General features: G+C 70.2%; 22 protein-coding genes. 12 read left to right on the top strand and 10 right to left on the bottom strand.

All coding sequences use genetic code 11. From position 1 onward, the window contains the following. Positions 1–57: 57 nt before the first annotated feature. The 4 genes from WAT24_RS04975 to pilG all read right to left on the bottom strand — a co-directional run bounded on the left by WAT24_RS04975 (position 58) and on the right by pilG (position 3,511). Positions 58–2,088, bottom strand: coding sequence for a methyl-accepting chemotaxis protein (locus WAT24_RS04975; protein ID WP_336806717.1), 2,031 nt, complete (start codon positions 2,086–2,088; stop codon positions 58–60). Between the two features lie 118 nt (positions 2,089–2,206). Further along, positions 2,207–2,752, bottom strand: coding sequence for a chemotaxis protein CheW (locus tag WAT24_RS04970; protein WP_336806716.1), 546 nt, complete (start codon positions 2,750–2,752; stop codon positions 2,207–2,209). Further along, positions 2,749–3,120 carry a response regulator gene (locus tag WAT24_RS04965; RefSeq protein ID WP_336806715.1) on the bottom strand — a complete coding sequence of 124 codons (372 nt, stop codon included), beginning with the start codon at positions 3,118–3,120 and terminating at the stop codon, positions 2,749–2,751. Before WAT24_RS04965 ends, WAT24_RS04970 begins: the two co-directional genes overlap by 4 nt. A gap of 34 nt (positions 3,121–3,154) precedes the next feature. Next, on the bottom strand, positions 3,155–3,511 hold the full coding sequence (pilG, locus tag WAT24_RS04960) for a twitching motility response regulator PilG (protein ID WP_425605245.1): 357 nt from the start codon (positions 3,509–3,511) through the stop codon (positions 3,155–3,157). Positions 3,512–3,872: 361 nt separating this feature from the next. On the opposite strand from pilG, the gene gshB reads away from it, so the two are divergent. The 7 genes from gshB (at position 3,873) to WAT24_RS04925 (ending at position 10,318) form a co-directional block, all read left to right on the top strand. Next, positions 3,873–4,835, top strand: a complete 963-nt coding sequence (gene gshB, locus WAT24_RS04955) for a glutathione synthase (protein ID WP_336806713.1) — start codon at positions 3,873–3,875, stop codon at positions 4,833–4,835. After that, positions 4,832–5,695: an energy transducer TonB gene (locus WAT24_RS04950; RefSeq protein WP_336806712.1), complete on the top strand. Its 864-nt coding sequence runs from the start codon at positions 4,832–4,834 to the stop codon at positions 5,693–5,695. Before gshB ends, WAT24_RS04950 begins: the two co-directional genes overlap by 4 nt. A 105-nt stretch (positions 5,696–5,800) precedes the next feature. After that, entirely contained in the window at positions 5,801–6,373 is a 573-nt protein-coding gene (locus tag WAT24_RS04945; protein ID WP_336806711.1) for a YqgE/AlgH family protein, read from the top strand. 40 nt (positions 6,374–6,413) lie between these two features. Beyond that, positions 6,414–6,860 carry a Holliday junction resolvase RuvX gene (gene ruvX / locus WAT24_RS04940; protein WP_336806710.1) on the top strand — a complete coding sequence of 149 codons (447 nt, stop codon included), beginning with the start codon at positions 6,414–6,416 and terminating at the stop codon, positions 6,858–6,860. Between the two features lie 40 nt (positions 6,861–6,900). Next, complete coding sequence (locus WAT24_RS04935; protein WP_336806874.1) at positions 6,901–7,827, top strand: aspartate carbamoyltransferase catalytic subunit; 927 nt, start codon at positions 6,901–6,903, stop codon at positions 7,825–7,827. 66 nt (positions 7,828–7,893) lie between these two features. Continuing rightward, the gene (locus WAT24_RS04930) at positions 7,894–9,669 is read left to right on the top strand and encodes a hypothetical protein (protein ID WP_336806709.1); all 1,776 of its coding nucleotides are present in this window, start codon (positions 7,894–7,896) and stop codon (positions 9,667–9,669) included. 271 nt (positions 9,670–9,940) lie between these two features. Beyond that, positions 9,941–10,318, top strand: a complete 378-nt coding sequence (locus WAT24_RS04925) for a BON domain-containing protein (protein ID WP_336806708.1) — start codon at positions 9,941–9,943, stop codon at positions 10,316–10,318. Between the two features lie 77 nt (positions 10,319–10,395). On the opposite strand, the gene WAT24_RS04920 is transcribed toward WAT24_RS04925, so the two are convergent. Beyond that, on the bottom strand, positions 10,396–11,562 hold the full coding sequence (locus WAT24_RS04920) for a PilT/PilU family type 4a pilus ATPase (RefSeq protein ID WP_336806707.1): 1,167 nt from the start codon (positions 11,560–11,562) through the stop codon (positions 10,396–10,398). Positions 11,563–11,725: 163 nt separating this feature from the next. After that, a complete protein-coding gene (locus tag WAT24_RS04915) occupies positions 11,726–12,763 on the bottom strand; it encodes a type IV pilus twitching motility protein PilT (protein WP_336806706.1) in 1,038 nt (345 codons plus the stop codon). 319 nt (positions 12,764–13,082) lie between these two features. Between WAT24_RS04915 and proC the strand changes: the two genes are divergently transcribed. Next, positions 13,083–13,907: a pyrroline-5-carboxylate reductase gene (gene proC / locus WAT24_RS04910; RefSeq protein WP_336806705.1), complete on the top strand. Its 825-nt coding sequence runs from the start codon at positions 13,083–13,085 to the stop codon at positions 13,905–13,907. 3 nt (positions 13,908–13,910) lie between these two features. Beyond that, entirely contained in the window at positions 13,911–14,486 is a 576-nt protein-coding gene (locus WAT24_RS04905; protein WP_336806704.1) for a YggT family protein, read from the top strand. 24 nt (positions 14,487–14,510) lie between these two features. Here the strand turns inward: WAT24_RS04905 and WAT24_RS04900 are convergent, their stop codons facing one another. The 3 genes from WAT24_RS04900 to pdxH form a co-directional block, all read right to left on the bottom strand. Beyond that, the gene (locus WAT24_RS04900; RefSeq protein ID WP_336806703.1) at positions 14,511–15,317 is read right to left on the bottom strand and encodes an ABC transporter substrate-binding protein; all 807 of its coding nucleotides are present in this window, start codon (positions 15,315–15,317) and stop codon (positions 14,511–14,513) included. A 77-nt stretch (positions 15,318–15,394) separates the two neighbouring features. Next, positions 15,395–15,835, bottom strand: a complete 441-nt coding sequence (locus WAT24_RS04895; RefSeq protein WP_336806702.1) for a secondary thiamine-phosphate synthase enzyme YjbQ — start codon at positions 15,833–15,835, stop codon at positions 15,395–15,397. Then, entirely contained in the window at positions 15,832–16,419 is a 588-nt protein-coding gene (pdxH, locus tag WAT24_RS04890; protein WP_336806701.1) for a pyridoxamine 5'-phosphate oxidase, read from the bottom strand. The genes WAT24_RS04895 and pdxH overlap by 4 nt, the downstream gene beginning before the upstream one ends. Before the next feature lie 57 nt (positions 16,420–16,476). Here pdxH and WAT24_RS04885 point away from each other — a divergent pair, with 57 nt between their 5' ends. Beyond that, positions 16,477–17,289: a kinase gene (locus tag WAT24_RS04885; protein WP_425605241.1), complete on the top strand. Its 813-nt coding sequence runs from the start codon at positions 16,477–16,479 to the stop codon at positions 17,287–17,289. Here the strand turns inward: WAT24_RS04885 and WAT24_RS04880 are convergent. Then, positions 17,267–18,166 carry an NAD-dependent epimerase/dehydratase family protein gene (locus WAT24_RS04880; protein WP_336806699.1) on the bottom strand — a complete coding sequence of 300 codons (900 nt, stop codon included), beginning with the start codon at positions 18,164–18,166 and terminating at the stop codon, positions 17,267–17,269. The two genes, WAT24_RS04885 and WAT24_RS04880, sit on opposite strands and share 23 nt — an antisense overlap. 6 nt (positions 18,167–18,172) lie before the next feature. Between WAT24_RS04880 and WAT24_RS04875 the strand changes: the two genes are divergently transcribed. After that, positions 18,173–18,712: a shikimate kinase gene (locus WAT24_RS04875; RefSeq protein ID WP_336806698.1), complete on the top strand. Its 540-nt coding sequence runs from the start codon at positions 18,173–18,175 to the stop codon at positions 18,710–18,712. Then, positions 18,709–19,821 (top strand): 3-dehydroquinate synthase, encoded by a 1,113-nt coding sequence (gene aroB / locus WAT24_RS04870; protein WP_336806697.1) that lies wholly within the window; start codon positions 18,709–18,711, stop codon positions 19,819–19,821. Before WAT24_RS04875 ends, aroB begins: the two co-directional genes overlap by 4 nt. Positions 19,822–19,908 lie beyond the last annotated feature (87 nt).

Here is a 19,908-nt window from a genome sequence, read left to right as displayed (position 1 = left end):
GCGCGCCGTGCGCGCATCGCGCAACCGTCGAGGTTGCCCCCTGTCGGTAAGTCCTGATCAACCCGGCAACTTGAAGTGCGCCACCGAGCGCCGCAGGTCGCTCGCCAGCTGCGCCAGGTAGCCGATCGAGTCGGCCGTCTGGCTCGCGCCCAGCGAGGTCTGCGAGGTGATTTCCTGAATCGCGTTCATCGACTGCGAAATGTCGGTCGCCGCCGCGGACTGCTGACGCGCCGCGGTGGAGATGTTCTGAATCAGCGCGGACAGGTCGTGCGACACGCGCTCGATGTCGCCCAGCGCGCTGCCGGCGTCCTCGGCCAGGCGCGCACCTGCGACCACCTCGGCGGTGGTCTGTTCCATGGAGTTCACCGCTTCGTTGGTGTCGGACTGAATGGTCTGCACCAGCGTCTCGATTCGCTTGGTCGCGCTGGCGGAGCGTTCCGCCAGGCGCTGCACTTCGTCCGCCACCACCGCGAAACCGCGGCCCGCCTCGCCTGCCGAAGCCGCCTGGATGGCCGCGTTCAGCGCCAGGATGTTGGTCTGCTCGGCGATGTCGTTGATCAGTTCCACGATCGAGCCGATCTCCTGCGAGGACTCGCCCAGGCGCTTGATGCGCTTGGAGGTCTCCTGGATCTGGTCGCGGATCGAGTCCATGCCCGAGATCGTCTCGCGCACGACCTCGGCGCCGCGCGAGGCGATCTGCACCGAGCGCTCGGCCACGTCGGCCGACTCGGCCGAATCCTTGGACACGTTGTCCATCAGCGCCGCGATCTGGTTGATCGCCGAGGTGGCGGTGCTGATCCGCTGCGCCTGGTTCTGCGCCGCGTCGGCCAGGTGGCGCGCGGTGGTCTGGGTTTCCTGCGCCGACGAGGACACCTGCTCGGAGGTCTCGTTGATCGTGGTCACCAGGGTGCGCAGCTCGTCGATGGCGTAGTTCACCGAGTCGGCGATCGCGCCGGTGATGTCCTCCGACACCGTGGTCTTGACGGTCAGGTCGCCTTCGGCGAGCGAACCCATCTCGTCCAGCAGGCGCATGATCGCCTCCTGGTTGCGCTGGTTCAGCTCGGTCGAGTCCTGGAAGCGCTTGCGCTGGTCGCGCACCAGGGTGACCACCAGCAGCAGCGCGAAGGCCACCGCGCCGGCGGCGCCCAGCACGCCCCACCACACGTTCGGGAACAGGCGGCGGAACGGCAGCTTGCCGATCTGGTCGGACAGCTCGTTCGCGCGCAGCAGCACGTTCTGCGAATCCAGCGAGGCCTGGTTGCCGGCCTGCTTGACGTCGGCGATGGCACCGGCGGCGGCCACCAGCTTGGCGATCGGATCGGCCAGCGCCTCCCAGCTCGCCTGCATGTCGGTGAGGATCTTGCGCGCGTTGGCGTCGCCCATGGCCTTCACGCCGGCCTCGGGATTGCCGTCGGTAAGGCCCTTGAGCACGGTGCCGTACAGCTGGGCGTCGCGGGCCAGGCCATCGGCCGCCGCCTGCGCGGTGTCGCCGCCCTGCAGCACTTCCTGCACGCGGCGGATCATGCGGTCGGCCAGCAGCATCTGGCGCGAGGAACCGAGCATCTGCTCGGCGCTGCCGTTGCGCTGCTGCAGGATGTTGGTGACCTGGTCCATGCTCGAGTTGAGCAGCGGCATCTGCTGCGACAGCTTGTCGGCGCGCTGCGCCGAATCCAGCACCACCGTCTTGTTGGACAGGATCTTCTTGATGTCGCCGTCGAGCTGGCCCCAGGCGTTGACCAGCGCGGTCACCGCACGGCCGGCCGGGGTGGCGTTGTTGTCGCCGTACGGCTCCATGCCACCCTTGGCATCGCCCTTGGCCAGCTTCTGCACCGCCGCGTCGATCGCGTTGCGGGTGCTTTCCAGCTCCTTGAACGAGTCGACGTTGCCGTCGGCGGCCTCCAGTGCGTACTTGGCCGTCTGCTGCGACAGCACCTGGATCTGCGTGGTCAGCGCGCTGGCCTGGCGGTCCTCGCCGTTCTTCTGATTCAGCATGAAGAAGTCCAGCGCCGCGAAACCGATCGCGATCAGCAGCAGGACAATGAGGCCGGTATAGCCCCGTTCCTTGCCGACGCCCCCTGTAGTGCTCATCGTTACACCTCGTCCGTCTTTCATCCTGCCGGGCGGCGCCTCGTTGGCGCTGCCGCTGGCGGGACCTCATCGCCCCTGTTTCCGGCCACGCCCCGGCGCCGGCCCTACCAACCGTTCGTCAGGCCGCGGCCTGGCGGAAATCCGGTGCCCGCACCAGCCGCTTCATGCTGAACACGCCCAGCTGCTGCGGTCCGACCTCGACCCGCTCCTCGACGAAACGGGTCAGCCGCGGATCGTCCTCGCGCATCGCCCCGCGCCGCTGCTCCTCGTCGACCGTGCGCTGGCCGAACACCTCGTCGACCATCAGCGCGACGCTGCCGCCGCCCTGGCGCACGATCAGCAGGCGCGTGCGCTCGGTCGGCTGCGTGCGCTCGCCGAACAGGAAGCGGTTGAAGTCGATCACCGGCACCAGGTTGCCGCGCACGTTGGCCACGCCCAGCAGCCAGGGCCGGGTCAGCGGCACCGGCGTCAGCGCCGGCACCGCCAGCAGTTCGTTGATCTCGTCGATGGCACTGACGAACAGGCGCGACCCCACCCGGTATCCGATGCCGCGCCACAGGCCGGGCGCCTCCATCTTGTCCTGCACGTCCAGCGCGTGCGCCAGCGACAGGCGCTCGTAGTGGGCCAGGATCTCGAACGGGCTGAGGTTGGCGCTCTCGTTCATGCCGCGCTCGGCAACAGGTCGTTGATGCAGGTCAGCAGTTCCTTCTCGTTGACCGGCTTGGTGATGAACGCGCGCGCGCCCTGGCGCAGGCCCCACACGCGGTCGGTCTCCATCGACTTGGTGGTGATCATCACGATCGGCACGTTCGAGGTAGCCGGATCCCGCGTGAGGGTGCGCGTGGCCTGGAAGCCGTTCATGCCGGGCATGATGACGTCCATGATGACCAGGTCCGGCAGGTCGGCGCGCACGCGCTCGATGCCTTCCTCGGCGGTGCTGACGGCGGCGACCTGGTAGCCCGCCCGCTCGAGCAGCGTGGTGAACACGCGCACGTCGGTCGGCGAGTCGTCGATGATGAGGATCTTTGCCACAGGTCTCCCCTTAAGACGCGGCAGTCAGTGGCTCTCAGACCGTGCTGACGTGACGATGGATGGCGCCAAGCAGTTCGTCGCGGGTGAACGGCTTGGTCAGGTACTGTTCGGCGCCGACGATGCGCCCGCGGGCCTTGTCGAACAGGCCGTCCTTCGAGCTCAACATGATCACCGGCGTGTTGCGGAACTGCGGGTTGTTCTTGATCAGCGCGCAGGTCTGGTAGCCGTCCAGCCTGGGCATCATGATGTCGACGAAGATGATCGCCGGCTTCTGGTCGGAGATCTTGGCCAGTGCCTCGAACCCGTCGACGGCGGTGAGGACCTCGCACCCTTCTTTCTTGAGCAGGGTCTCGGCAGTGCGGCGGATGGTCTTGGAGTCATCGATGACCATGACCTTCAGACCGGTCAAGCCGTTGTCGCTCGCGTTCAAGTTCACTCAACCCCCCCTGCTGCCCGCCCGAGGCTCAGGTAAGGCACACGGCCGAGCGGATGCCGGCCGGTGTGCATGTAAAAAAACCGCAATTTGTTCTGGAGTTGCGCCCCGGTTGCCGGCAACGCAGTCAATGCGTTGCTGTTTACCGCCTGACCGCAGCGGCGTCAAGCAAATCCTGGGCTGGATGCGCGCTCCGTCCCGCTCCGGCGGAGCGGGCCCGGCCATACAACCGCACCTACCCGACGTAGACTGTCCGGACCCCTGCCGGCAGGCAGACGAGCGCCTGCCTGCCGGCCCCTCGCAAGCCACGGAGAATTCCATGCCGCTTTCGGTTGCCGTGCTGATGGACCCCATCGGCGCCATCAAGATCGCCAAGGACACCAGCTTCGCCATGCTGCTGGAGGCGCAGCGCCGCGGCCACGCCTTGCACTACATGGAGCAGGGCGACCTGGCCCTGCGCGACGGCGCCCCGTTCGCCCGGCTGGCGCCGCTCACGGTGCGGGACGATCCGGCGGGCTGGTACGCGCTGGGCGAACGCCGCTGGCGCGACCTGCGCGAGATGGATGTGGTGCTGATGCGCAAGGATCCGCCGGTGGACGCGCAGTTCCTCTACGACACGATGGTGCTGGATGCGGCCCAGCGCGGCGGCGTGCAGGTCGTCAATGACCCGCAGGCGCTGCGCGACTGCAACGAGAAGCTTTTCGCGCTGCAGTTTCCCCAGTGCATCGCGCCGACGCTGGTCTCGCGCGACCCCGGCGAGCTGCGCCGCTTCGTCGCCGAGCACGGCGAGGCGGTACTCAAGCCGCTGGACGGCATGGGCGGGCGCGGCATCTTCCGCATCCGCGCCGGCGACGGCAATCTCAATTCCATGCTGGAAACGCTGCTGGCCGGCGGCATGCACGGCGAGGGCCGGCACTTCGCCATGGCGCAGAAGTTCATTCCGGCGATCAGTGCCGGCGACAAGCGCATCCTGCTGATCGACGGCGAGCCGGTGCCCTACGCGCTGGCGCGCATCCCTCAGGGCGACGAGTTCCGCGGCAACCTGGCCGCGGGCGGCCGCGGCGTGGGCGTGCCGCTGTCCGACCGCGACCGCTCGATCGCCGCCCAGGTGGCTCCCGAACTGCGTCGGCGCGGCCTGCGTTTCGTCGGCCTGGACGTGATCGGCGACTACCTCACCGAGATCAACGTCACATCACCGACCTGTGCCCGCGAACTGGACGCGCAGTTCGGGCTTAATATCGCCGGACAGCTGTTCGATGCGATCGAGAACGTTCCCGCGTGAGTGCCACCGTCCGCCGCCCCGACACCCCTGATCCGATCGGGGCGACCCTGCTGTTCTCGCTGCTGCTGCACGGCGTGCTGCTGCTCGGGCTGACCTTCCATTTCGTCAAGCCCAAGCCGGGTCTGCCGACGCTGGACGTCACCCTGGTCGACGTGGCCAACCGCGAGGCGCCAGACAAGGCCGACTTCCTGGCCCAGGCGAACAACCGCGGCGGCGGCCAGAGCGACCACGCCGAACGGCCTTCGCAGCCGTTCTCCGGCGCGCTGACCAAGCCTACCCCGGGCACCGCCCCGCAGCCGGTGGAAGCCACCGTGCCGCGGCCGCAGCCGGCCACGCCGTCCCGCCGCATCACCACCACCGGCCGCAGCGACTTCAGTGTCGACAGCGACACCGCCCGTCCCGAGCGCCAGACCGAGGACACGCCCACCGCGGCGGAACTGCGCCGTCGCCAGGAGATGGCGCAGCTGGCCGCCGAGCTGCGCGACCGGCGGGAGGCCTACGCCAAGCGGCCGAAGAAGAAGTTCATCTCGGCCAACACCAGGGAATACGTCTATGCGGCGTACATGCGCGGCTGGGTCGACCGCATCGAACGCATCGGCAATCTCAACTATCCGGAGGAAGCGCGCCGGCGCAACCTGCACGGCGAGCTGGAACTGACCGTCACCCTGCGCCGCGACGGCAGCGTCAAGGCGATCGACGTGATCCGCAGTTCCGGACAGCCGCTGCTGGACAAGGCGGCCGAGCGCATCGTCCGGCTGGCCGCGCCGTTCCCGCCGATCCCGAGCGATCAGCACGTCGACGAGCTCTACATCACCCGCACCTGGCAGTTTCTGCCCGGCAACGTGCTGCGCAACAAGTAGGCCGCCCGCCCGCGCCGGCCGGAAAGGATGCGTAGACACCCAACGCGGCCGCTTCACATCGCTCGCGTTACAACGCGCCTCCGTCCGCCGCATTACAATGTCTGCATGAGCGCCGTCCCCAAACCGCAGACCCTCGCCGGGCACTTCCTGATCGCCATGCCGAGCCTGGCCGAGCCGCCGTTCTCGCGTAGCGTGGCCTTTCTCTGCCAGCACGACGAGGACGGCGCGGTCGGCCTGCTGGTGAACCAGCTTTCCGAATACCGTCTCGGCGACGTGCTGGCGCAGCTCAAGCTCGACTGCACCGACCAGGAGCTGGCCGACCGGCCGGTGCTGATCGGCGGGCCCGTGCAGCAGGAACGCGGCTTCGTGCTGCACCGCGAGCACGGGCACTGGGAATCCAGCTACCGCATCAACGCGGAATGGTCGGTGACCACCTCGCGCGACATCCTGGTCGCGATGGCCGCGGGCGAGGGGCCGCGCGAGGCACTGATGGCGCTCGGCTATGCCGGCTGGAGCGCGGGACAGCTCGAGCAGGAACTCAAGGACAACACCTGGCTCACCGCCGAGGCGAACGAGCGGGTGTTGTTCCACACCCCGCTGGAGGAGCGCTGGAGCGCCGCCGCCGGCCTGGTCGGCGTGGATCCGTTGCAGCTTCCCGGCTATGCGGGCCACGCGTGAGCGTGGCGCGGCGTCTCCCGTTGCACGTGGGTCGGGCCGCATGAGCTGCGTGCTCGGTTTCGATGTCGGCAGCCGGCTGATCGGCGTCGCCGTCGGCAACCGGGTCACCGCCAGCGCCCGCGCCCTCGCCGTGGTGCCCGTGCAGTCGGGCGGACCGGACTGGCCCCGTCTGGATGCACTGCAGCGCGAATGGCAGCCCGACACGCTGGTCGTCGGGCTGCCGCTGACGCTGGACGGCGCCGAGCAGCCGGCCAGCCGTCTGGCCCGGCGTTTCGCCGAGCACCTGCGCCAGCGCTACCGCACCCCGGTCGTGCTGGTCGACGAACGACACAGCTCGCAGGAAGCGGCCCGCCGCTTCGCCGAGGCGCGCGCCGCCGGCGCGCGCCGGCGTAGCGACGCGGACAGGATCGACGCCGAGGCGGCCGCCGTGATCCTCGAACGCTGGCTTGCCGCCACGCCCGCTCCCGACCAGACTCCGACAGGCTGACCGCATGTTCATCCCATCCCGCTCCTTCGAACCGCCCGCCATGAGCTCGCGCCTGCGCCACCTGACCACGCTGGAGAACCTGCCGCGCGCCTGCATCGAGCGCCTGCTCGACCGCGCCCTGTCCATGCGTGACGCCTGCGCGCACGGCACCCGCAAGCTCGACCTGCTGGCCGGCCGCACCGTGCTCAATCTGTTCTTCGAGCCGTCGACCCGCACGCGCACCTCGTTCGAGCTGGCCGCGCGGCGGCTCGGCGCCGACGTGATCAACTTCGACATCGGATTCTCCTCCACCGCCAAGGGCGAGGAGCTGTTCGACACGCTGCACACGCTCGAGGCCATGCACCTGGACGCCATCGTGGTGCGCCACAAGGTCTCCGGCACGCCGGAGGAACTGGTGCGCCACGCCATGAGCGGCGTCTCCGTGATCAACGCCGGCGACGGCAACCGCGCGCATCCGACCCAGGGCCTGCTCGACGTGATGACCATCCGCGAGCACCGCCCCGACTTCGAGAACCTCGCCGTGGTGATCTGCGGCGACATCAAGCACTCGCGCGTGGCGCGCTCGGACGTGCACGCGCTCGCCGCGATGGGCGTGCGCGAGATCCGCCTGTGCGGCCCGGCGCCGCTGATGCCCACGCAGGAGGAATTCCCGCGCTGCCGCTTCGTCGAGGACTTCGACGAGGCGATCGAAGGCGCGGACGTGGCGATCATGCTGCGCCTGCAGAAGGAACGCATGGCGGCCACCGAGCTGCCGGACGAGGCGGCCTACTTCGCCCGCTACGGCCTGGACGTGCGGCGACTGGGCCGCGCCGCCAAGGGCTGCCTGGTGATGCATCCGGGCCCGATCAACCGCGGCATCGAGATCGCCCCGGAGGTCGCCGACGGCGCGCAGTCGAAGATCCTCGAGCAGGTCGGCAACGGCGTGTTCGTGCGCATGGCCGTGCTCGGCGAGCTGCTGGGCCGCTGAACACCGGACGCGTGCCGCGCCCCGAGGCATAATGCCGGGGCCACTCATTTCAGGGGAACGAACACCATGCGATTCACCAAGCGCACCCTCGCGCTGGCCTTCGCCGGCGTGCTGCTGGCCGCCTGCGGGCACAAGGACAAGGACGCCCCGCTGGCCTTCGCTCCCGCCGATACGCCCTACGCGGTGGCCAATCTCGAGGTGCTGGACGAGGACACGCGCAACGCCCTGCTCGCCCAGGCCGACACCCAGCTGCCGGCGCAGGTGGCGCAACTGCGCGCCACCGCCGACGAGCTCGCGGCCAAGGACGCGGACAGCGCCAACCTGCTGCGTGCCTTCGCCACGGAACTCGACGGCAAGACCATCCAGACCTTCGCCCAGAACGCCGGCCTCGACCTGAAGGGACACTCCGCCCTGTACGGCCTGGGCCTGGCGCCGGTGCTGCGCTTCGAGCTGGCCGATCCCAACGCCTTCCAGGCCTTCATCGGTCGGCTGGAGACCGCGTACGGCAAGAAGCTGGAGGTGGCCAGCATCGACAAGCAGAGCTATCGCCGTCACGTCTCCGTCGCCAGCGGCACCCAGCTGATCCTGGCGGTGGTCGGCAGGCAGGCGGTGGCCGCGATCCTGCCCGCGGATGCGGCGCAGCCGCTGCTGCGCCAGGCGCTGGGCCTGGACCGGCCGGCCAGGAGCCTGCAGGACGATGGCCGGCTGGCCGACCTGGCCAAGGCCAAGGGCTACGCCAAGTGGGCGGTGGGCGAGCTGGACCTGAGCCGCGCGCTGCCGCTGGCGGCCAGCGGCAAGGACCCGCTGTTCGGCGCGATGTTCAAGGCGCGCGCGCAGGCCGAGTCGGCGCAGACCGGTGAACCGGTGGCGAACCAGTTGCAGATTCCGCCCGGCTGCCAGGCCGATGCGGCGCGCATCGCCGCGCGCGTGCCGCAGATCAGCTTCGGTTACACGCGGCTGGACGCCAAGCACCAGGACCTGCGCTGGGACGTCGCGCTGGCCGGCGACATCGTGCAAGCCTTCAGCGGGATGAAGGTCGACCTGCCGGGCCTGGGCGCGACCGAGCCGGCCTCGCCGTTCGAGTTCTTCCTTGGCCTCCCGGTGGCGCAGATGCGCACGTTCTGGACCGCGCAGGCCGATGCGGTTGCCGCCAAGCCGTTCACCTGTCCGGCGCTGGCCGAGATCAACGACAGTTTCGCCAAGCTGGGCCCCGCCATGCAGAAGGCGGCCATCCCGCCGTTCGGTGACCTGCTCGGGGTAGGCCTTTCCCTGGATCGCTTCGCACCGGGCGCGGGCAACGCCATGCCGCAGTTCAGCGGCCGGCTGGTGCTGGGCACCAGCAACCCCGCCGGCCTGCTGGCCATGGGCCAGATGATGACTCCGGCACTGGCCCAGCTGAAGCTCGGCCCGGACGGCAAACCGGCGGCGCTGCCGCCCACCCTGGCCGGCATGTTCGGACAACCGGCCTGGATGGCGATGGCCGCGCGCAGCCTGGGCCTGGGTATCGGCCAGGGCGAGGATGCCAGGCTGGCCGAAGCCCTCAAGGCCCCGGCCGGCGAGCCGGGCCAGCTGCTGCGCATGCACCTTAGCGGCCCGATGTACCTGGACTGGATCAACCTGATGCAGCAGAAGGCCGACAGCCTGGCCTCGGCCGCCGCCGCGCTCAGCAAGGAAGGCGAGCCCGCGCCGGCCGACCAGGCCGACAAGGCCGCCGGCGCCGCCCGCAGCAAGGCGCAGTTCGACGCGATGCGCGCGCAGGCGGCACGGGTGGAGGCGATGGATGCCGAAGCCCACGTGGACAGCAGCGGGCTGGTGATCACCAGCCGCACCACGCTCAAGTAGCGCCCGGGCAACCGATCCTGGAGGGCGCCTCCGGGCGCCCTTTTCCTTTATGCGCGGTCAGGGGCAGGCAGGCCCACCCCGCCCGGACACACGGATCGCTCACAGGCGCTTCGCCCTTCCGCAACGGCATCTTCAGCCCCTCGTTCACTACGCGAATCGGTACTGAACGCTGCGGCGCCGACCCACGGCCCGTTCACGCCGCTCCTGTTGCCATGAATCCACCGATGCGCTGCATCGACTGTCGCACCGACAGCAACCCAAGGAGAGAGTCATGCGTAACCACACCGCGTTCCATCGAACCCTTCTTGCCGCTGGCTTCGTCGCCGCGCTCGCCGCGGTGCCGTTCGCCCAGGCCGGCGCGCAGGATGCCTATGCCGGATCGGACAGCTCGCAGGCGAACCAGACCGTGCCCGGCAAGGTGGATGACGCCTGGATCACCACCAAGGTGAAGTCCGAGTTCGCCACCACCAAGGAGATCCCGGCCACCAACATCTCGGTCGACACCAGCGACGGCCGGGTGCGGCTGACCGGCACCGTCGCCAACGACATGCAGAAGAACCGCGCCATCGAGGTGGCCCACCGCGTCAAGGGCGTCAAGAGCGTGGACGCCACCGGCCTGACCGTGACGGCGTCGGGCGAGTCGCCGTAACAAGCGGCGGACCCGGAGCGCAGAAAGGGGCCCGCGGGCCCCTTTCTGCCGTCCGGGCGACGCCCGACGGGACGCCGTCAGCGACGCAGCATGCCGCCGCCGAACTGGTTGTTGTCGCGGGTATCCTCCAGCTCCACGCCCTCCAGGCCCTGCGACAGCGTGTGCGCGTCGCCGCCCTGCGCGAGCTTGATGCGCAGGCGCACCTCGTTGGAACTGTCGGCGTGGCGCAACGCATCCTCGTAGCTGATCTCGCCGGCGTGGTAGAGCTCGACCAGGCTCTGGTCGAAGGTGCGCATGCCCAGGTTCACCGACTCCTTCATCACTTCCTTGATCTTGTGGATCTCGCCCTGGCGGATGTAGTCCTGCACCAGCGGCGTGCCCAGCAGGACTTCCACCGCCACGCGGCGCGCCTTGCCGTCCGGCGTGGGGATCAGCTGCTGCGCAACGATGCCCTTGAGGTTCAGCGACAGGTCCATGAACAGCTGCTGGCGCCGGTCTTCCGGGAAGAAGTGCAGGATGCGGTCGATCGCCTGGTTGGCGTTGTTCGCATGCAGCGTGCACAGGCACAGGTGGCCGGTCTCGGCGAAGTTGATCGCGTACTCCATCGTCTCTCGGGTACGCACCTCGCCGATCAGGATCACGTCCGGCGCCTGGCGCAAGGTGTTCTTGAGCGCGTTTTCCCAGTTGTCGGTGTCGATGCCGATCTCGCGCTGGGTGATGATGCATCCTTCGTGCTTGTGCACGTACTCGATCGGGTCCTCGATCGTGATGATGTGGCCGGTCGAGTTCTGGTTGCGGTAGCCCACCATCGCGGCCAGCGAGGTGGACTTGCCCGAACCGGTGGCGCCCACGAAGATGATGATGCCGCGCTTGGTCATCGCCAGCTGCTTGAGCACCGGCGGCAAGGTGAGCTCCTCGAAGGTCGGGATCTTCGACTCGATCCGGCGCAGCACCATGCCCACGCAGTTGCGCTGGTAGAAGCACGACACGCGGAACCGGCCCACGCCCTGCGCGGAGATCGCGAACTGGCACTCGTGGGTCTTCTCGAACTCCTCGCGCTGCGAAGGCGTCATGATGTTGAGCACCATGTCGCGCGCCTGCTGCACCGAGAGCGGTGTCTGCGTGATCGGCACGATCCGCCCCTGCAGCTTCATCGACGGCGCCACGCCGGCCGTGATGAACAGGTCCGACGCCTTCTTGTGGACCATCAGCTTCAGGAACGAGGTGAAATCGAATTCGCTCATGGGTGCGCTCCTCCGGGAGCGGGGAACGGGAAACGGGGAACAGGGGACGTGAGCGACAGGGAACGCCGGAGACAGCGGCTTCCATCAAGCGCATGGGTGGAGCGCAAGGCTCCCGGGCACCGTGCACCGCCCGTTCCCCGTCCCACGCTGCCCGGTCCGTGCCTCACTTGAAGATTTCCTTGTTCTTGGCATAGCCGATCGCTTCCTGCCGCGACACCAGGCCACGCTTGACCAGGTCCTGCAGGTTCTGGTCCAGCGTCTGCATGCCGTACTGCTGGCCGGTCTGGATCGACGAGTACATCTGCGCGACCTTGTCCTCGCGGATCAGGTTGCGGATGGCCGGGATGCCGACCATGATCTCGTGCGCCGCGATGCGTCCGCCGCCGACCTTCTTCAGCAGCGACTGCGAGATCACCGCGCGCAGCGACTCGGAAAGCATCGAGCGCACCATCGGCTTCTCGCCGGCGGGGAACACGTCGATGATGCGGTCGATGGTCTTGGCCGCCGAGCTGGTGTGCAGGGTACCGAACACCAGGTGACCGGTCTCCGCCGCGGTCAGTGCCAGGCGGATGGTTTCCAGGTCGCGCAACTCGCCGACCAGGATGATGTCTGGGTCCTCGCGCAGCGCCGAACGCAGCGCCTCGTTGAAGCCGTGCGTGTCGCGGTGCACCTCGCGCTGGTTGATCAGGCACTTCTGCGAGGTGTGCACGAACTCGATCGGGTCCTCGACGGTGAGGATGTGGCCGTACTCGTTCTTGTTGATGTGGTCGATCATCGCCGCCAGCGTGGTCGACTTGCCCGAGCCGGTCGGCCCGGTCACCAGGATCAGGCCCTGCGGCTGCTCGATCAGCTCGCGGAAGATGCGCGGCGCCGCCAGGTCCTCCAGCGTCAGCACCTCGGAGGGAATGGTGCGGAACACCGCGCCCGCGCCGCGGTTCTGGTTGAACGCGTTGACGCGGAAGCGCGCCAGGCCGGGGATCTCGAACGAGAAGTCGGTCTCGAAGAATTCCTCGTAGTCGCGCCGCTGCTTGTCCGACATGATGTCGTAGATCAGCGCGTGCACCTGCTTGTGTTCCAGCGGCGGGATGTTGATGCGGCGCACGTCGCCGTCCACGCGGATCATCGGTGGCAGGCCGGCCGACAGGTGCAGGTCCGAGGCCTTGTTCTTCACCGAGAAGGCCAGCAGTTCGGCGATGTCCATGGATTCCCCTTGAAGCGTTCGTCAGGATGAGCGGACTGCACAGGGAACCGCCCGGCCGTGGCGCCTTCGCGCACGCCCCGTCGCCGTCGAGCCGGCCATCCGACATCCCCCTTGGCAGCGCGACCGATACTACTCGCGCGAATGCCCGCCGGGCCAGTGGGTTACGGCGCCCGCCCCGCGAAACTGCGACCCGCTCCCGCTGCCGGGCCCCTCCCCGCCCGGGCTCGACCGGCCGCGAACCGGCAACGCGCCGCCTCCACCCGCCGCCGGCGCGCTTCGCGTTAAGGTAACGGGCCCCACGCACACCCAAGGGAACGGCATGACACGACTAGCCTTCATCGGCGGCGGCAACATGGCGCGCAGCCTGATCGGCGGCCTGCTCAAGACCGGCGCGGCGGCGTCCTCGATCCGCGTGGCCGAGCCGCACGCGCAGGCCCGCGAGGCGCTGGCCCGCGAGTTCGGCGTGGCGACCTTCGCCGAGAACCGGCTGGCCGCCGAGGACGCGCAGGTACTGGTGCTGGCGGTCAAGCCGCAGATCATGCCGGCGCTGCAGGCCGAACTGCGCGAACCGCTGCAGCGTCACCGCCCGCTGCTGATCTCGATCGCCGCCGGCGTGCGGCTGGACCAGCTCGAACGCTGGTTCGGCGCGCACCTGGCCGTAGTGCGCTGCATGCCCAACACGCCGGCGCTGATCGGCGCCGGCGCCACCGGCCTCGTCGCCAACGCGCGGGTCAGCCCGCCGCAGAAGGCGCAGGCCCAGCACATCCTGGACGCGGTGGGCCTGACCCGCTGGATCGACGACGAAGCCCTGATGGATACGGTCACCGCCCTGTCCGGCTCCGGCCCGGCGTATTTCTTCGCGCTGGTCGAGGCGCTGGAGGACGCCGCCGTCGCGCAAGGCATGCCGCGCGACACCGCCCGGGCGCTGGCCGCGCAGACCTGCCTGGGCGCCGGCCGCATGCTGGTCGAGGGCGGCGAGGCGCCGGGCGAGCTGCGCCGTCGGGTCACCTCGCCCAACGGCACCACCCAGGCGGCGCTGGAAAGTTTCGCCGCCGACGGCCTGGCGGGCATCGTCGCCCGCGCCGTGCAGGCCGCCACCCGCCGCGGCGCCGACCTCGCCGCCGAGCTCGATGCCAGGAGCTGAATCGTGATCTACCTGCTCAACGCGTTTTCCCTGCTGATCGAGATTGCCTTCGACGCCCTGGCCACGCTGTTCGTGCTGCGCCTGCTGGCGGAGGCCGGGCGGGCCGACTTCCGCAACCCGGTCAGCCAGTTCGTCTACCGCTACACCAACCCGTTGCTGGCGCCGATCCGGCGCGTGCTGCCGAACTGGCGCCGGATCAACCTGGCCGCGTTGCTGGTGTGCTACCTGATCATGCTGCTCAAACGCGTGGTGCTGTTCGCGCTGGCCGGCGCGGCGCCCCACGTGGCCGGATTGCTGGTGCTCGCGCTCGCCGAGCTGCTCGACTTCGTGCTCGTGTTCTACCTGGTGCTGGTGTTCGGCTGGTCGCTGCTCAGCATGTTCGGCGCCGACGGCTACCACCCGGTGCTGCGCCTGGTCGAGGCGATCGTCGCGCCGTTGCTGCGCCCGCTGCGCGGCAAAATGGTGGTCGGCGTGCTGGACTTCGCGCCCGCCGTGGTGATGATCGGCCTGCTGCTCGCCCGCATCCTGGTCGCGGCGCCGCTGTTCGACTGGGGCTCGCGCCTGGCCGGCGGCCTCTGACCGCCCCTTTGTAGGAGCGAGCTCCTACCCCGGTGCGCGATGCGCCCAGGCGGCGATGATGCGGTGAAGTTCGGCCAGCCCGTCGAACAGCGCCGCCGGGCCGGGCTGCAGGATGATCGGCGACTTGACCTCGTGCAGCTCGCCGTCGCGTACCGCCGGAATGGCCGCCCAACCCGGACGCGCGGCGACCTTCTCCGGCCGGAAGCGCTTGCCGCACCAGGATCCCAGGATGATGTCCGGCGCGCGGCGCACCACCTCCCCGCCGTCGGCCAGGATGCGCCGCTTGGCCAGCGGCTGGCGCGCCAGTTCGGGAAACGCGTCCTCGCCGCCGGCGACGCCGATCAGCTCGGCGACCCAGCGGATGCCGGTGATGATCGGCTCGTCCCACTCCTCGAAGTACACCTTGGGCCGGCGTGGCAGCGCCGCGGCCAGCGCGCGCACCTCGCCCAGGTGTGCCTCGGCCTGGCGCGCGTACGCCTCGGCCCTGGCTGAGGCGCCGACCATCGCGCCCAGCCGGCGGATGTAGGCCAGGATGCCGGCCACGCTACGGTGGTTGCTGATCCACACCTCCACGCCGGCCTTGATCAGCTCGCGCGCGATGTCGGCCTGGATGTCGGAGAAGCCGATCGCCAGGTCCGGCTCCAGCTTCAGGATCTCGCCGATCCTGGCGCTGGTGAACGCCGAGACCTTGGGCTTCTCCTTGCGCGCGCGCGGCGGGCGCACGGTGAAGCCGGAGATGCCGACGATGCGGCGCTCCTCGCCGAGCGCGTAGAGTACCTCGGTCGGCTCCTCGGTGAGGCAGACGATGCGCTGCGGGAAGTCGTCGGTCATCGGACGGAACGCGTGCCATCAGGGAAGGCGCAAGTATGCAGGCTGCGCTCCCGCCTGTCCGCGCCGTCAGGCGGCGCTCAATGCCCGAGCACGGTCACCGTGACCCGGCGCTGGTGCGGCTCGTGGCGGTGCTCCCACAGGTAGATGCCCTGCCAGGTGCCCAGCTGCGGCTTCCCGACGTGCACCGGCACGGTGAGGCTGACGCCGGTGAGGATCGAGCGCACGTGGGCCGGCATGTCGTCCGGGCCTTCGGCATCGTGCTCGAACATCGGGTCGCCGTCCGGCACGGCGCGCGCGAACCAGCGCTCCAGGTCGGCGCGCACCGACGGGTCGGCGTTCTCGCCGATCAGCAGGGAACAGCTGGTGTGCGCGGTGAACACGTGGGCGATGCCGGTCTGCACGTGGCTGGCCGCCACGGCCTCGGCCACCTTCGCGGTGATCTCGCTGAAACCGCGCCCGCGCGTGTGTACGACGAAACCGCCCTGGGCGACGTGCGGCGCGGGCTGCGCGTGGCTCATGGATAGAGCAGCCGGCTGGTCCAGGTCTGCCCGTGCCGGCTCCAGCGCACGCGCTCGTGCAGGCGGTACTGCGCGCCGTACCAGAACTCGACCAGGTCCGGTTCCACCACGAAGCCGCCCCAGTGCGGCGGACGCGGCACCTCGCGCCCCTCGAACTCCTTCTCGCAACGGGCCACGCGCTGCTCGAAGGTTTCGCGGTCGGGCAGGGTCTGCGACTGCAGCGAGGCCCACGCACCGATCTGGCTGCCGCGGGGCCGGCTGGCGAAATAGGCGTCCGATTCCTCCGGCAGCAGCTTGCGCGCGATGCCCTCCACCCGCACCTGCACGCCCTCGCGCAGCTGCTTCCAGTGGAAGCACAGCGCCACCTGCGGATGCGCCTCCAGCTGCACGCCCTTGTCGCTCTGGTAGTTGGTGTAGAAGCGGAAGCCGCGCTCGTCGGCCCCCTTCAGCAGCACGATGCGCGAGCTGACCCGGCCGGCCGCGTCGGCGGTCGCCAGGTTCATCGCGGTGGGTTCGGGATCGCCGCCGGCCGTGGCCTCGTCCAGCAGGCCCAGGAAGGTGTCTAGGATCTCGCGTTTGAGCATGACTCTTGCATCGTGGCGGCGCCGCGCCATCATGCGCGGATGACCAACGATCCTAGCATGCAGAACGTCGCCCTCGCCGGCCATCTGCTCGACCATTATGCCGGGCGCATCGCACGTTCACGCCGCCCCTACATCCTGGGACTCTCCGGCCTGCAGGGCAGCGGCAAGAGCACGCTCGCACGGGTGATGAAAGCCGAAGCGGAAGCCCGCGGCTGGCCGACCGACGTACTCGCGCTGGACGATTTCTACTACCCGCGCAGCGAACGCGAGACACTCGCCCGCGAGGTCCATCCGCTGCTGCGCACGCGCGGCGTGCCGGGCACGCACGAGATCGAGTTGCTGCTGTCGGTGCTGGCGGCGCTGCCGCAGGCGTCGGAGAAGCTGCCGGTCACCTGGCCGCGCTTCGACAAGGGCCGCGACACGCGCGTGCCGCCGTCGCGCTGGGCGAAGGTCACCCGCGCGCCGAAGCTGGTGATCCTCGAGGGCTGGGCGCTGGGCCTGCGCCCGCAGCTGCAGTCGGCGCTGGACACGCCGGTGAACGCGCTCGAACGCGAGGAAGACCCGGACGCTCGCTGGCGCCACTGGGTCAACAAGCAGTTGCGCGCCTACCAGCCGCTGTGGAGAAAGCTCGACGCCCTGATCGTGCTGCAGGCGCCGAACTGGGACGTGGTGCGACGCTGGCGCGGCGAGCAGGAGGAGGCGCTGCTCGCCCGGCGCGCGCCACTGGCGATGGACCCCGAGGCGATGGCGCGCTTCCTGGCGCACTTCGAACGGCTCAGCCGACATGCGCTGGCCACCCTGCCGGCGCTGGCCGACAGCGTGGTCGAGTACGACGACGACCGCCACGTCACCGGTCTCGCGCACGGCTAGTCCCGCGGGCGCGCCGCCGCGGCGTCCAACTCCCTCCGGCGAGCACCGCGGCATAACCCGCGAGCGCATCCGGCCACCGGGGCGTGAACCCGCTCGCACGCAGCCGGGCGTTGCTCAGCCGCTTGCTGCCGACGCCGGCCGGCGCCGGCCCGGCCGGCGGCACCGGGGCGCCGGCCAGCCTCGCCAGATGGTCGTACAGCACGTCCAGCGGCAGCGGCGTGTCGTCCACGCCCAGGTACAGCCCCTGGGCATCGGGGAGCAGCAGCAGGTGGGCGATCGCCGCGGCCGCGTCGTCGACGTGGATGCGGTTGGCCCAGTGCCGCCGCTCCCGCGGCACTGCCGCCGTGCCCAAGCGCAGGCGGTCGAGCAGTTGCAGGCGGCCCGGGCCGTACAGCCCGGCCAGCCGCAGCACCGTCGAGGGCCAGGGCTGGGCGGCCAGCCAGCGCTCGGCCTCCAGCAGCACCGCACCGTTGAACCCGGGCGGATCGGGCGGGGTGTCCTCGTCCACCCAGTCCTCGCCGTGCTCGCCGTAGACGGCGCTCGAGGAGACCAGCAGCACCCGCCGCAGCGCCGTCGTGTCCAGCCGCATCAGCAGGCCGCGCAGGCCGTGCAGGAACACGGCGCGGTAGGTAGCGTGGTCGCGCGCATCCGGCGCCGGCAGGTAGACCAGCCGCCTGATGCCCTCGGGCAGCCCGGCGAGCGAGGCGGGTTCGGCGAGGTCGCCGGCCAGCCACGCGATGCCTTCGCGTGCGTCCGCCGGCGGCCGCCGGCGCAGCGCGAACACCGTGTGCCCCTGCGCCCGCAGCCGCCGCGCCGCGCGCAGGCCGACGTCGCCGCAGCCGGCCAGCAAGACGCGTTCGCCCGTGGTTGCTAGCATGCGCGCATGAACCCCTCGTGCAATCTGTTCCTGATCGGCCCGACCGGTGCCGGCAAGACGTCGATCGGTCGACGCCTCGCCGCGCATTATGGCCTGCCGTTCCTGGACCTCGACCAGGAGATCGAGCAGCACTGCGGGGTGGAGCTGAGCCGGGTGTTCGAGGTCGAGGGCGAGGCCGGCTTCCGCCAGCGCGAGCGCACCCTGCTCGACGCGCTGACCGCGCGCACGGGGGTGCTGCTGGCGACCGGCGCCGGCGCCGTACTGGACGCGGACAACCGCCGCCGGCTCGCCGAACGCGGCTTCGTGCTGTGGCTCGACACCGGCATCGAACAGCAACTGGAGCGCCTGGCGCGCGACACCCGGCGTCCCCTGCTCGCCGGCGACGACCGGCGCGGCCGGCTCGAGAGCATGGCGCGGATCCGCACGCCGCTGTACCGCGAGATCGCCGATCTGCGCGTCCCCGGCACCAGCCAGGGCGTGGCGGCCGCCAGCGAACGCTGCCTGGTGCTGCTCGACCAGCACTGGCGACGGCAACAGGCCGCATGAGCACGGACGGCATCCGCACCGTCGAGGTCGCGCTCGGCGCCCGTCGCTATCCGGTCTGGATCGGCCGTGGACTGCTGGGCGATGCGGCCCGCTGGCGCGCGCGGCTGCGCGGGCGCCACGCGCTGGTGGTGAGCAACACCACCGTCGCGCCGCTCTACCTGGAGCGCGTGGCGCAGGGCCTGGAGGGCCTGCACTGGTCCAGCTTCCTGCTCGAGGACGGCGAGGCGCACAAGAGCTTCGCCAACGTGGGCCGCGTGCTGGAGGCGCTGGCTGCGCTCGGCGCCACCCGCGACGCCTGCGTGATCGCGCTGGGCGGCGGCGTGGTCGGCGACCTGGCCGGCTTCGCCGCGGCCTGCTGGATGCGCGGCGTCGACTTCGTGCAGATGCCGACCACGCTGCTGGCGATGGTCGACTCCTCGGTCGGCGGCAAGACCGGCGTGAACCTGCCGGCCGGCAAGAACCTGGCCGGCGCGTTCCACCAGCCGCGTGCGGTCGTCGCCGACATCGACACGCTGGCCACCCTGCCCGACCGCGAGTACCGCGCCGGCCTGGCCGAAGTGATCAAGGGCGCGGCGATCGGCGACGAGGACTTCTTCGCCTGGCTGGAAGCCAATGCGGACGCGCTCGCCGCGCGCGCGGACGCCCCGCTGGCCGAGGCGATCGCGCGCAAGGTGCGCTACAAGGCCGGCGTGGTCGCCCGCGACGAGACCGAACAGGGCGAGCGCGCCCTGCTCAACCTCGGCCACACCTTCGGCCATGCGCTGGAGACCGCCGGGCGCTACACCACCCTGCTGCACGGCGAGGCGGTCGCCATCGGCATGCTGCTGGCGGCGCGGCTGTCCGAACGGCTGGGCATGGGCCCCGCCGCCGACACCGCGCGGCTGCGTCGCCTGCTCGTACGCCTGGGGCTGCCCACCGGGGTGCCGGCGGGGTCCGATCCGCAGCACTTGCTCGACCGGATGCGACTGGACAAGAAGAACACCGCCGGCGCGCTGCGGCTGATCCTGTGGCGCGGCATCGGCCGCGCCGAGATCGTGGCCGGCGTGCCGGAACCGGCCGTGCTCGCCACGCTCGAGGAAGCGTGCCGCGCCGGACAGCGTTCCGCCTGAGCGGAGACAGGGCCGGAGCGCGCTCGCTCGCGATGCCCTCGGCGTTCGCGGGCAGGGCAACGCGTCGATCGTAGGGCGTCGCGGACA

The organism is Fulvimonas yonginensis (genome assembly GCF_037137055.1).
In the GTDB taxonomy this organism is placed as follows: Bacteria; Pseudomonadota; Gammaproteobacteria; order Xanthomonadales; family Rhodanobacteraceae; genus Frateuria_A; species Frateuria_A yonginensis.
This window is presented reverse-complemented; position numbering and strand designations above follow the sequence as displayed.

Bases quoted from the DNA above. Each gene is read 5' to 3' on its own strand.
- WAT24_RS04970 (WP_336806716.1), bottom strand. From the start codon at position 2,752: ATGAACGAGAGCGCCAACCTCAGCCCGTTCGAGATCCTGGCCCACTAC.
- WAT24_RS04875 (WP_336806698.1), top strand. From the start codon at position 18,173: ATGAACCCCTCGTGCAATCTGTTCCTGATCGGCCCGACCGGTGCCGGC.
- WAT24_RS04915 (WP_336806706.1), bottom strand. From the start codon at position 12,763: ATGGACATCGCCGAACTGCTGGCCTTCTCGGTGAAGAACAAGGCCTCG.
- proC (WP_336806705.1), top strand. From the start codon at position 13,083: ATGACACGACTAGCCTTCATCGGCGGCGGCAACATGGCGCGCAGCCTG.
- WAT24_RS04975 (WP_336806717.1), bottom strand. From the start codon at position 2,088: ATGAGCACTACAGGGGGCGTCGGCAAGGAACGGGGCTATACCGGCCTC.
- WAT24_RS04880 (WP_336806699.1), bottom strand. From the start codon at position 18,166: ATGCTAGCAACCACGGGCGAACGCGTCTTGCTGGCCGGCTGCGGCGAC.
- WAT24_RS04930 (WP_336806709.1), top strand. From the start codon at position 7,894: ATGCGATTCACCAAGCGCACCCTCGCGCTGGCCTTCGCCGGCGTGCTG.
- aroB (WP_336806697.1), top strand. From the start codon at position 18,709: ATGAGCACGGACGGCATCCGCACCGTCGAGGTCGCGCTCGGCGCCCGT.
- WAT24_RS04920 (WP_336806707.1), bottom strand. From the start codon at position 11,562: ATGAGCGAATTCGATTTCACCTCGTTCCTGAAGCTGATGGTCCACAAG.
- gshB (WP_336806713.1), top strand. From the start codon at position 3,873: ATGCCGCTTTCGGTTGCCGTGCTGATGGACCCCATCGGCGCCATCAAG.
- WAT24_RS04885 (WP_425605241.1), top strand. From the start codon at position 16,477: ATGCAGAACGTCGCCCTCGCCGGCCATCTGCTCGACCATTATGCCGGG.
- WAT24_RS04945 (WP_336806711.1), top strand. From the start codon at position 5,801: ATGAGCGCCGTCCCCAAACCGCAGACCCTCGCCGGGCACTTCCTGATC.
- WAT24_RS04935 (WP_336806874.1), top strand. From the start codon at position 6,901: ATGAGCTCGCGCCTGCGCCACCTGACCACGCTGGAGAACCTGCCGCGC.
- WAT24_RS04925 (WP_336806708.1), top strand. From the start codon at position 9,941: ATGCGTAACCACACCGCGTTCCATCGAACCCTTCTTGCCGCTGGCTTC.
- pilG (WP_425605245.1), bottom strand. From the start codon at position 3,511: ATGGTCATCGATGACTCCAAGACCATCCGCCGCACTGCCGAGACCCTG.
- WAT24_RS04900 (WP_336806703.1), bottom strand. From the start codon at position 15,317: ATGACCGACGACTTCCCGCAGCGCATCGTCTGCCTCACCGAGGAGCCG.
- ruvX (WP_336806710.1), top strand. From the start codon at position 6,414: ATGAGCTGCGTGCTCGGTTTCGATGTCGGCAGCCGGCTGATCGGCGTC.
- WAT24_RS04895 (WP_336806702.1), bottom strand. From the start codon at position 15,835: ATGAGCCACGCGCAGCCCGCGCCGCACGTCGCCCAGGGCGGTTTCGTC.
- pdxH (WP_336806701.1), bottom strand. From the start codon at position 16,419: ATGCTCAAACGCGAGATCCTAGACACCTTCCTGGGCCTGCTGGACGAG.